Source organism: Streptomyces griseoruber (genome assembly GCF_001514205.1).
In the GTDB taxonomy this organism is placed as follows: Bacteria; Actinomycetota; Actinomycetes; order Streptomycetales; family Streptomycetaceae; genus Streptomyces; species Streptomyces griseoruber.
The window spans coordinates 71,706-82,600 of record NZ_KQ948788.1; the positions used below are offsets into that span (position 1 = coordinate 71,706).

A 10,895-nucleotide genomic window follows, 5' to 3' on the forward strand; every position below is an offset into this window, starting at 1 on the left:
CCCCATGGTGGCGCACTCCTGTGCGGGCCGGGAGGTCTGCTTCGGTAAACCGGCACCCGCAGCCCGACAGCCGGCATTGCGCCGCAGTCGAGCCCCGCACGGCTCTCAGGGGCGCGGATTTTCCGCCGCAGCCACACCGGCCATACCGGTTCATGGGTGATGCGATACCACTTCTTGACCTCTTTCGGGCAGCGCTGGAGATTCCCCTAGCAATCTGCCCCGCATGATGAGGCGCCTGCCGGTGTGGCATGCGCACGCCCGCCTGGAGATCGAATGAAGAACACAGCAGTCGGCCGTACCTACCACCGTGCCATGACTCCTGCCGAGTGGACCTATCTTGGTCTGCCCATGCCACAGGACATCCAGTATGTGATCGAGGGCGAGGGTGGCCTTTCACCAGATGACGTCATCAGGGCCGTCGGTCTCGCTTCCGAGGCCTCACCCGGTACACGGCTGGTTCGGCGGGGCAAGATGTGGGTGGACAGCGGGGTCAGCCCGGCCGTGCGGGTCATGGACCGCCCGCTGGACCGGCGCCGCCTGGACTGCCAGGCACTCCATGCCCGTGGCAGCCGTCCGGGCACGCCCCTGGAAGTGCTGCTGTACCCCGGCGACCCGGCCTCCGTCGTCCTCAGGGGCCGACACGAGGTGACCGACGCCCGGGGCCTGGCCCTGTGGGCCGCGGATGTCTTCCGTGTCCTGCGCGGGCAGGAGCCCGTGGGCGCGTCGTCGGCCCTCAACAGCACGGAGTTCCTCGAGGCGCTGTATCCCCAGGGGCTGCCCCCGATCCCGCGCGGTGCGGGCGCCCTGAAGTGGCCGTCCCCGCTGGGCCGCGTGCCCGGGAGCAGCCGGAAGGTGATGTGGCGCAACAGGACGGTCAACGGGACCCACCCGGCGGCCACCGCCAAGGTCGCCGCCGCGCTCGCGGCCGCCTACGGGCCAGGAGGGAGAGGGAGCTTCTTCGTCCCGGTCGACCTGCGCCGTCACGACCCGGACATCCGGTCCACGGCGTGGCTGTCGCAGGCGTTGGTCCTCGACGTCGAGGGCGGCGAGGACTGGGAGCAGATCCACCGGAAGCTGCTCGCGGCGCTCGCCGAGGGCGAAGAGGTCGCCCTGCGCACCGAGCCGGACATGATGCGCGTTCCGAGGACGGCCATACGGCTGCTGTCGAAGGCCGTCGCCCGTGCGGCCGCCCGCTCGGACCGCTACTCGGGGCTGGCCTTCGTCACCCACCTCGGCACCTTCGACCTGGCCGACTTCTCCGCCGACGGCTTCCGGGCCACCGCGATGTACACCCTGGGGGGCACCGGACCCGGCGCCCCTCCGGCCGTCGACCTCATGGATTCCGGCGACCACACCGAGGTCACGGTTTCCTGGCTGGACGGACCCGGCGTGGCGCAGCGCGCGGAGGATCTGCTCGACACGGTGGAGGAGGCGCTGTCGCCGTCCAGGAACCGTCGTTGGGACGGCAATCTGACCGAACGCGCGGTGCGTGGTGAGAGCCTGATGGAGCTGATCCGCGCTCAGGTGCGGCGGGCGCCGGACCAGGTGGCGCTCACCGGTCCCGAGGGTGATGTCACCTACCGCGAGATCAGTGACCGTGCCGACGCCGTCGCCCACGAACTGCACCGCCTCGGTGTCGGCCGGGGCTGCGTGGTGGGGCTGCTCGCCGACCGCACGGTGGCGGCCATCGCGGGTATCTGGGGAGTCGTCCGGGCCGGGGCGGCCTTCCTTCCCCTGGACCCGCTGCACCCGGACCACCGGCTCGCCGACGTGCTGGCCGATGCGGGCGTGCGCCACTGCCTGGTCCAACAGGGCCACGAGGGACGGGACCTCTTCTCGTCCGGCTGCGTACCGCTGCCGCTCGACGACCTGTCACGAGCGAAGCCCGGCCAGGCCGAGTTCCCCGACGTCCGGCCACGCTCGGACGATCTGGCGTATGTGATCTACACCTCCGGCTCGACCGGCCGGCCCAAGGGTGTGCTCATCGAGCACGGGAACCTGCTGAATTACCTGCACTGGGCCCTGGACATGTTCCGGATCGGCACGGAGACCAGGCTCTCCCTGATGACCTCGCTGTCCTTCGACGTCTCCATGACATCGGTCTTCGGGCCGGGCATGGTGGGCGGGGCGATCGTGCTGGTGCCCGGCCGCATCAACCACCTGACGCTGCGCGGACTGCTGGAACGGTCCGGCGCCACCATGCTCAACCTCACCCCTTCCCATCTCGACCTGATCGGGCAACTGGACCTCCGGCCCACCGGCTACACCGGTGTGATCATCACCGGTGAGCAGCTCCGGGTGGAGGTGGCCGCGCGGGCGCAGCGGATGTTCGGGGAGAAGTGCCGGATCGTCAACCAGTACGGTCCGACCGAGGTCACCGTCGGGTGTACCGCCCACGTCTTCGACGAGGCGAGCGACGGCGGCGCTCACGCGGTGCCGATCGGGCTTCCCGGCTACAACTCCGCGGTGTACCTGCTGGATGAGCGGCATCGCTTCGTCGCGCCCGGCGAGACGGGGGAGATGTACCTGGGTGGCGTTCAGCTGGCACGCGGCTACCTGGGCCGCCCCGACCTGGACGCCGAGCGGTTCGTCCGGCTGGCCGACGGCACCCGGGTGTACCGGACCGGGGACCTGGCCACCGTCCTGCCCTCGGGGCACCTCGCCTACGTCGGCCGTAACGACGACCAGGTCAAGGTGCGCGGCAACCGGGTCGAGCCCGCCGAGGTGGCGCGAGCGCTGGAGCGGCACCCCTCGGTGGAGCGCGCCGTGGTGGTGGCCAGGACGCGGCCCGGTGGTACGGGCAAGACGCTCTGTGCCTACGTCATCCCCACAGCGGAGGTCACCCCGAAGGAACTGGAGGAGCACACGGCTGCGCTGCTGCCGCCCTACATGGTTCCGGCGGCGTTCGTCACAGTCTCCGAACTGGCCTACACCGTCAGCGGCAAGGTGGACGCGCGGGCTCTGCCCGATCCTTTCGCCGCCGACGACAGCTCGACGGCCTCCGCCATGGTGGCGCGTACGGCATCCGCGACCGCCGACCCGGTCACCCGGGCAGTGGCCGAGGTCTGGTCCCGGGTCCTCGCCATCCCCCCGGAGCGACTGGACGAGGAGGCCGACTTCCACCGGCTGGGCGGGGACTCCCTGGCGCTTCTCTCCATGCTTGCCGGGGTCAGCCATGATCTGCTGGCCCGGGGCGGGGAGGAAGAGTTCATGGCGAACCTGCTCACGATCATCGACAAGCCGACCCTGTCACGCGTGGCCCAGCTCGCCCGCACTGCGGGTGCGGTCGGTTGAGGATCGCCGTCCTCCCGCCGGACGCGGGCCGGAGAACGACGTAGACGGCGGTACGGGCGCCGACGCCGGCGCCGAGGATGGCGCCGACGCCGAGGATGGCGTGGCGGCCGAAAGGCCAGGTGCACGGCGATGGCGAGCGGGGCGTACCAGGCCCCGTGCGCGGGCGTCCTGTCGCGTAGCGATCATTCGGATTCGAGGTTTCCGCTCCAGCCGGGGCCTTCCGGGGGGATGCCGATGCTAGTCGTCCCGGGCGAAGCCCTCGTTGCGGCGGTGTTGGCGGGTGGGGTTGCTCCGGAGGGGCCCGGAGACGGTGACCTGGTGTTCACGGGTGGCTTGTTCCAGGTGGGGCAGGGAGGTGTAGCCGGCGTCGACCAGGTGCTCGGCGGGCAGGAATCCGCGACGCGCCAGGCGGGTGTGGATGCCGGGCAAGACCTGACTGTCGTGGGTGGTGGCCGCGGTGGTGGCCACGTCCGTGATCACGTTGGGGCCGTCGGGAGCACAGGTCTCGGTCAGGTGAGCGGCAAACCCCTTCCAGCTGATGATGTGTCCGTGCCGTGCGTAGCGGGCCGAGGTGTCGTAGGGAGAGACGATTGCCGGGACGAGGGTGGCAGTCCGGGCGCGCCTTCCGTTTCGGCGGTGCGCCGGCGCAGGTGTCCTGCGGCGTCACGGTGGTAGTTCCGCACCATGATCTGGCGCAGGGCCTGGATGCGGGGACCGGATGTCCGGTCTGTCCCGTTCCGGTAGAGGTGTTCCAGGAGCCGGACGGCGTCGTTTCCGGTGGCGAGGATTCTGGTCTTGGGCTTGGTGGGGTTCTTGCCCAGGCGGACCGGTCGGCCGTAGCGGCGCCCCCAGTCCTCATCGACCAAGTCGTCCAACAGGTGAGGGAAGGTACCGGCGACTTCTTCCAGTGCGGCGCGGCCCGCCTCGGTGATCAGCTCCAGGCGGGTCAGGTCACGTACCGCGGCCAGGACATGGGTGGAGTCGGTGCGCTGTGTGGTGCGCTCGCGCACCAGTCCGGCCTCCTTGAGACGGGCCAGCTCGAGGTCGAGGAGGCGGTCAGCACGATCCCCCTCGGCGAGACGGTCACGGAAGTCGGCCAGCACGCTGTGATGGAACCCGGGATCGTCCAGTTCCATGGCCATCGCGTACTTGAAGTCGATGCGGCAGCGAACCGCCTCGGCGGCCTGCCGGTCCGACAGACCCAGCAGGAACTGCAGCACACAGACGGTGGCCAGTTGAGCAGGCGAGAGACCTGGACGCCCGTCCCGCGAGTACCCGCACCCATATCGCCGTCATGCCGCCCGGGTTGCTCGCCCGCGCGACCTGCGCAGTCAGAGGCGGAACCTGCTCACCGGAACGCGGGCGGAGGGACAACGGGCACCTCGACAGCTACATCGGTCAACGGAACTCCTCGAGCATGCCCGTTGGCCATGCTGCCGCACCACGAAACTCCAAGATCCCCGACAGAGTCAAGCTGAGACCGGCCACGTCCCGCTCAGAGAAGGGTAAGACCGGTCCGGTCCGCTGATGACGTGCCGCAGGTCTTCCGTGCCTGACCAGTGCCGTGGCCGGAAGAGTTCTACTCCCGGTTCAGCTTGGCGCGCAGCGGGCCCGCGTCCGGGTGGCCGAGTTCCTCGAAGAGGTTCAGTGCCCGGGTCCAGGCGTCGCGGGCGGCGGTGGGGTCGCCGGCCGCTTGGTGGGTGTCGCCCAGGTACGCGAAGCCGATGGCCTCGCTGTGGCGGTCGCCGGTCACACGGAACAGTTCGAGAGCGTGCCGGTAGCAGTCGACGGCCTGCCCGTACTGGCCGAGGTGACGGTGGATGTAACCGAGACTGTCCCAGGTATGGGCCTCGCCGTTGGGGTCGCCGAGCTCCTGGATCAGCGCGAGGGCCTGTCGGCAGTACGGGAGAGCCTGCCGGTGGTCTCCTAGTTTGGTGTGGTACCAGCCGAGGTGGTTGAGAGCGATGGCCTGGCCGCCCCGGTCGTCGGCGGCGTGGTAGTGCTCCAGCGTCCGGTGGGCGTGGGCGAGCGCTTCCCGGTAGTCGCCCCGGGCCGAGGACATCCGGCCGAGGTTCTGATGGATGCGGGCCTGACCGGCGTCGTTGCCGAGTTCGCCGAACAGGTCCAGGGCTAGCGCGTAGTGGGCGCGGGCCTCCTCGGCGTGGCCCTGCCGGTCCTCGGCGAGCCCGAGACCGCGGTGGGCATTGGCCAGCCCGGTCCTGTCGTCGCGACGCCGGGCGAGGTCCAGGGCCGTGGTGTGGGCGGCTGCCAGGGCGGGCCAGCGTCCCTGGCGGTCGAGGAAGGTGTTGAGGGCCGAGGCAAGCTGCCAGGCGTGCGCGGCGAAGGCAGTCGGGATCCACTCGATGACCGCGAGGAGGACGGGATGCTCGGCGGTGAACCAGGCGAGCGCCCGCTGATGGTCGGTGAGTGCCTCGGGGGCGGCGCCCCGCACGGCGGGCGACAGGGTGATCGGGTCCCGTCTGCGGGTCAGCAGCGCGTCGGCGGCGTGAGCGGTGTGCAGGTAGTGGTCGAGGATCCGGTGGACGGCCGTATGCCGGGACTCCTCACTGTCGTGCGCGGCGACCAGCTCCGCCGCGTACGACCGGAGCAGGTCGTGGAAGGCGTAGCGGCCCGCGGTGTGTTCGGTGAGGAGGTGACCTCCGGTCAGCTCCGCCAGCAGGGTCCGGGCACGCGCCGCCGGCACGTCGGCCAGAGCGGCCGCGGCCCGGAGACCGACCTCGGGCCCGGGGTGGAGCCCCAGCAGCCGGAAGAGGTGTGCGGCGTCGGCGCTCAGCAGCCGGTACGACCAGGAGAACACCGCGCGCACCTGGGCGGTGGGATCGCCGGCGTCCAGGGCGTCCAGCCGGCCGTCGGCCTCCTCCAGCTCCGTGGCGAGGGCGGCGAGCGAGGTCCCGGGGAGGGCCTCGGCACGGGCGGCCACGATGGACAGGGCCAGTGGCAGCCCCGCGCACCGGGCGATGATCTCGTCTGCGGCGGCGGGTTCGGCCGCCACCCGTCGGGCGCCCAGCCGTCCGGCCAGGAGGTGCCGGGCGTCGGCGGGGGCGAGCAAGTCCACGGGGAGCAGGCGGGCACCTTCCGTGGCGGCCAGGGAGGTGAGCCGGTTACGGCTGGTGACCAGTGCCAGGGAGCCGGGCATGCCGGGCAGGAGCGGGCGCACCTGTCCCGCGTCCAGGGCGTTGTCGAGCAGGACGAGCACCCGCCGGTCGGCCAGCAGGCTCCGGTACAGGCCGGTCTGGGCCTGTAGACCGTCGGGTATGCGGGTGGGGGGCACCCCGAGGGCGTCCAGGAACGCTCGTACCGCCTCGGCGGGGCTCACCACCGAGCCGCCCGGGTCGAAGCCCCGCAGGTTGATGTAAAGCTGTCCGTCGGGAAATACCTTGCGTACCCGGTGGGCCCAGTGCACGGCGAGTGCGGTCTTGCCCACTCCGGCGGTGCCCGACACGGCCGAGACGACAACCGCGGCCGGTGGTACGGGATCGGCCTCGGCGGTGTCGGGCAGGAGGCTGTCGAGCCAGGCGAGTTCCTCACCACGGCCGGTGAAGGACGTCAGTCCCGGCGGCAGCTGGGCCGGGATCCCGATCGGATCCGTGGGTGGTTCGGGTGGCCGGACAGAGTCGGTGTCCCGGCGTAGTACGGCGGCCTGGATGTCTTGCAGGGCCGGGCTGGGACCGACGCCGAGTTCCTGGGTCAGCCGTCGCCGGGTGCGCTGGTAGTGGTCGAGGGCATCGGCGGGACGTCCGCAGCGGTGCAGGGCGAGCATCAGCTGCCCTGCCACCCGCTCGTCGAGCGGATGCGCCTCGGCACGGGCCGACAGTTCGGGCAGCAGCGCGGCATGCCGGCCCAGGCGTAAGAGCAGGTCGCCCAGGTCGAGTTGGGCCGACAGCCGCTCCTGCTCCAAGGTGGCGCGCAGGTCGTTGATCCAGGGGGTGTCCAAGGTGGTGAAGGGCGCGGCACGCCAGAGCCGCAGGGCCCTGTCGAACAGGGCACTGGCGTCGGTGTCGTCGTCGGCCGCACGGGCCTGTGTCACGAGGCGGCGGAAGGAGTGCAGGTCCACGGTCGCCGTCGCGGCGGTGGTGAGGACGTAGCCACCCGGTTCCCGTGTGATGGTGGCCGCGCCGGTGCCGGTCAGGACTTGTCTGAGCCGGGAGAGATAGCTGTGCAGGGTGGAGCGGACCTGCCGTGGCGGGCGGCCGCCCCAGATCCGCTCCGTGAGCTGGTCGGTCGTCACCAGACGGTTGACGTCTACCAACAGGGCCGCCAGCACCGCTCGCTGCCGGGCATGGCCCAGTGCGACCGGCCGGCCGCCGACGCTCGCCTCAACACTCCCAAGTACCCGGAACTCCACCGTCACGATGACCACGCCCTCCTGACACCGCAGACTCCGCCCGCCTGAGGTCGGGATCCGTTCCTGCCGAGCTGGGGCGGGTGATTCAAGAAACCTCCAAGGATTCTCCACGACCGCCCGGACACATTGATGTGCAGGGGCAGTTGACGAAGCGCCAGAGCACCGGCGCGACTCTCCTGCCACTGGACAGAACGAACAATGACACCGAGAGGACACAGAAGATGAACCACGGACGCGCACTCGCGGGCGCTGTCGCCGCTGCCGCGCTGGCGGCGGCCGGCCTGGCCTCCACAACGGCTCCGGCCGACGCTGCCGACTTCCTCACCATCCGGAACTTCGGCAGCAATATGTGCATCCAGCCGAACCCCGCCGATCCCACCAGCACCGGCGTGCAACTCGTGCAGGAACCCTGCGACGGCAGTGCCGCCCAGCAATGGTCGAAGGTCTCGCTCGGCAGCGGGAACTACCAGTTCGTGAACCGGAACACCAGCGGCTGCATGGACGCACACGGCCCCAACGCCGACAGGACACCGGTCGACACCTGGCCCTGCAGCAGCATCAGCAACCAGAAGTGGAACTTCGCCCCCACGATTCCCAACGCCCTTCCGGCCCAGCTCGTCTCCGCGATCGGCGGCCGGTGCCTGGACGTGGCCGGCGGGTCGTGGGACGCGGGTGCCCCCATCCAGATCTACCACTGCACAAGCGACAACTCGGCGCAGGCCTGGCTGATCGGCTGACCCTTTTGCCGGGCCCCCTGACCGGCCGCCGAACGGAGCGGCCCCGCGTTCGGAAGTCCGGACCACCCGAGAATCTCGGACAAGGAGACACCGTGCACACCCTCAAACCCGCCCGCACCGTCACCGTGAGCATGGCGAGCACGGTCCTGCTCTTCGGCGGCGTCAGCGCCGCGAGTGCCGTCCCCGGCGCCGAGACCGTCCGTACGCACGCCGCCGCATCGTCCGGCGTCACTCCGCATGCCGCCGGAGCGCAGGCACCATCAGCCAGGTCCCGCCGTACGAGCAGATCCGCGCGCTCGTCGCGCTGATCGTCACCGGACGGCTGGCCGACGGCGAGCTACTTCCGACCGTTTGCCGGCCGGCCACCGGCCACCGGCCACCGGCCTCGAGCCGGCTCCGGGCGCGGTCACCCGCGCCTACCGCCGGCTGGAGGCCGGCGCGCTGATCCGCAAAGCCCGAGGCCACAAGCAGATCGCCCCGGACACGACCCGCGTAAGGCGCTGGATCGATGGGGAAAGACCCCGTCCGCCGGTCCCGGCACTGCTCGCCGACGTGCTCTCCCAGGCGGTCGGCCAGCCGCTCACGCCCGGTGATCTCGGCCTGACGGCCACCGGTCCTACTGGATAGCATCCAGCTCCCGCTGCTGACCGAGGCAGCCGCCCACGCCCTGGCCGGATGGACACAGATGGACCTGTTCATGAACCGCCGCGACACCCTCAAGCTCGCCCTCGGCACCCCGCTGATCCTCGCCGCCGAACGGATGCTCGGGGGCACCGCCCGAGCGCTGAACCGCGATGCCAGGGCTTCGACGCGGACACCGTCACGGCACTGGAGGAGGTGACCGCCTTCTTCACCCGGGCCGACGCCTCCCAGGGCGGCGGCCTGTACCGCTCGGCGATCGTCGCCCAGCTCGGCGAGGTCGCCCGCCGCATCCAGGACGGTGTCCCGCCGTCCCTGAAGGTCCGGGTCTTCGCGGCGACCGCCGACCTCGCGGCGCTGGCCGGATGGGTCAGTCACGACTGCGGCCGCTACCCGCAGGCCCAGCGGTACTGGAGCTACGGCACGTATGCCGCCGGAGAGGCCGAGCAGCCGGATCGCGGCGTGGAGATCGTCACCCGCATGTCGCACCAGATGATCTATCTCGGGCACCCGGCCGACGCCCTCGGCCTCCTCGGCGTCGCCGCCAGGAAGGCCACCCTGACCTCGACCCGGGCACTGGTGGCCTCACAGACCGGGCGGGTCCACGCCGCCCTCGGCGACAAGCGCCAGGCCGAGACGTACCTGTCCCGGGCGGACGAGCTCCTGGCGGACGGGCTCGGCGACGACGTCCCCGCATGGGTGGGCTACTTCGACGCCGCCGAGCACGCCGGCGCCCGCGCGGTCTCCGCCCGCGACCTCGCCGAAACCGCCCCGGGCCGCCAGACCGCCAGCGTCCACTTCGAAGACGCCCTCAAGCTCAGGAAGCCCGGGTTCGACCGCGTGAAGGTCATGGACCGCATCGGCCTCGCTGCCGCGCTCTTCGACGAAGGCGAGGCGGAGCGAGGCGCCACCGCGGCCCACCAAGCGCTCGACGACGCCGCCCGCATCGACTCCACGCTCGTCGCCTCCCGCCTCCCGCCTCCCGCCTCCCGCCTCCCGCCTCCCGCCTCCCGCCTCCCGCCTCAACACGCTGCTGGACGCGGCCCGCCCGCACAAGACCGCCGCCGTGGACGAGATGCGTGCCCGCGCGGCGGATCTTGCGGCCTCCCGCCCGACCGCGGTCGCCGCCTGAGACCATCACGCCCGTGGGCAAGCACAGCCGACCCGGGCCACCGAACCAGCCGTCCCGCGCCGTCCCGCGCATCGACGACGGCGACCCGCTCGCCGCGTACAACCGACGGCGCCGGGCACCCATGGACGTCTACCGCCGTCACCGCCCGCTGCACGGCGGCGGCGGCCACCTCCGCCCCGACGAACCGCGGGCCCTGGAGGAGTGGGACGGCTTTGCCTACGTCCCCGCCGGAACCGCCGACAACCTCGCCGCCGCACAGGCATGGTCGAACGGCAGCGACCCGGGCACTGAGAACTCCTGACGACATGCCGACCGGGGCCAGTTCGCGACTCGTGCATGATGATCGGGAACGTCGGGGTTCGGCAGGGCGCATGGATGAGGGCGAGGGGGGGACCTGATCTGCCTGATCGACCCGGACAGCAACGTCCGGGTACGCATTCTGGGGCGGAACAGGCGCGGGGACACGCCGTACGCCCTTCTGCTGCGGCGGGCGGGATCACTCGGACAGACAGCGCCCGCTGCTCGCGGCGCGGGCCAGCACGGCGAAGGCGGGCTCGCCGCCCCGCAGTCGGTGCTTGACGCGCATGCCGTCCAGCAGGACGTTCATCGCGGACAGGGCGATGCCCGCCGTGCGGCAGTCCCGGGCGATGGCGGCACCGTCCACACCGACGGCACGGATCCATGCCTCCGTCTCCGCGGGCCACAGTCCCACCTTGGCCCAGGCCAG

At 71.4% G+C, this 10,895-nt stretch carries 8 protein-coding genes and 2 pseudogenes; 6 read left to right on the forward strand and 4 right to left on the reverse strand.

The window, feature by feature from the left end:
* The first annotated feature begins 273 nt into the window (after positions 1–273).
* Positions 274–3,294 carry a non-ribosomal peptide synthetase gene (locus AQJ64_RS41880; RefSeq protein WP_063788771.1) on the forward strand — a complete coding sequence of 1,007 codons (3,021 nt, stop codon included), beginning with the start codon at positions 274–276 and terminating at the stop codon, positions 3,292–3,294.
* A 237-nt stretch (positions 3,295–3,531) separates the two neighbouring features.
* On the opposite strand, the gene AQJ64_RS51510 is transcribed toward AQJ64_RS41880, so the two are convergent.
* The 3 genes from AQJ64_RS51510 to AQJ64_RS41890 all read right to left on the reverse strand — a co-directional run bounded on the left by AQJ64_RS51510 (position 3,532) and on the right by AQJ64_RS41890 (position 7,675).
* Complete coding sequence (locus AQJ64_RS51510) at positions 3,532–3,774, reverse strand: transposase (protein ID WP_240512724.1); 243 nt, start codon at positions 3,772–3,774, stop codon at positions 3,532–3,534.
* A gap of 29 nt (positions 3,775–3,803) precedes the next feature.
* A complete protein-coding gene (locus AQJ64_RS51515) occupies positions 3,804–4,514 on the reverse strand; it encodes a transposase (RefSeq protein WP_240512725.1) in 711 nt (236 codons plus the stop codon).
* Positions 4,515–4,873: 359 nt separating this feature from the next.
* Positions 4,874–7,675, reverse strand: coding sequence for an AfsR/SARP family transcriptional regulator (locus AQJ64_RS41890; RefSeq protein ID WP_240512726.1), 2,802 nt, complete (start codon positions 7,673–7,675; stop codon positions 4,874–4,876).
* A 206-nt stretch (positions 7,676–7,881) separates the two neighbouring features.
* Between AQJ64_RS41890 and AQJ64_RS41895 the strand changes: the two genes are divergently transcribed.
* From AQJ64_RS41895 to AQJ64_RS51535, 5 genes and pseudogenes are all read left to right on the forward strand, one after another.
* Complete coding sequence (locus AQJ64_RS41895) at positions 7,882–8,397, forward strand: RICIN domain-containing protein (RefSeq protein WP_055635669.1); 516 nt, start codon at positions 7,882–7,884, stop codon at positions 8,395–8,397.
* Positions 8,398–8,489: 92 nt separating this feature from the next.
* Entirely contained in the window at positions 8,490–8,705 is a 216-nt protein-coding gene (locus AQJ64_RS49430) for a hypothetical protein (protein ID WP_157881010.1), read from the forward strand.
* A gap of 43 nt (positions 8,706–8,748) precedes the next feature.
* The gene (locus AQJ64_RS51520) at positions 8,749–9,024 is read left to right on the forward strand and encodes a hypothetical protein (protein ID WP_240512727.1); all 276 of its coding nucleotides are present in this window, start codon (positions 8,749–8,751) and stop codon (positions 9,022–9,024) included.
* A 48-nt stretch (positions 9,025–9,072) separates the two neighbouring features.
* A pseudogene (locus tag AQJ64_RS52585) lies at positions 9,073–9,978 on the forward strand (NsdA family TPR-like regulatory protein); the annotation flags it as partial.
* Positions 9,979–10,289: 311 nt separating this feature from the next.
* Positions 10,290–10,469 carry a DUF6087 family protein gene (locus AQJ64_RS51535; protein WP_244902728.1) on the forward strand — a complete coding sequence of 60 codons (180 nt, stop codon included), beginning with the start codon at positions 10,290–10,292 and terminating at the stop codon, positions 10,467–10,469.
* A gap of 195 nt (positions 10,470–10,664) precedes the next feature.
* On the opposite strand, the pseudogene AQJ64_RS41910 reads toward AQJ64_RS51535, so the two are convergent.
* Positions 10,665–10,895: pseudogene (locus tag AQJ64_RS41910) on the reverse strand (hypothetical protein); the annotation flags it as partial.

Bases quoted from the DNA above. Each gene is read 5' to 3' on its own strand.
- AQJ64_RS41880 (WP_063788771.1), top strand. From the start codon at position 274: ATGAAGAACACAGCAGTCGGCCGTACCTACCACCGTGCCATGACTCCT.
- AQJ64_RS41895 (WP_055635669.1), top strand. From the start codon at position 7,882: ATGAACCACGGACGCGCACTCGCGGGCGCTGTCGCCGCTGCCGCGCTG.
- AQJ64_RS51535 (WP_244902728.1), top strand. From the start codon at position 10,290: ATGGACGTCTACCGCCGTCACCGCCCGCTGCACGGCGGCGGCGGCCAC.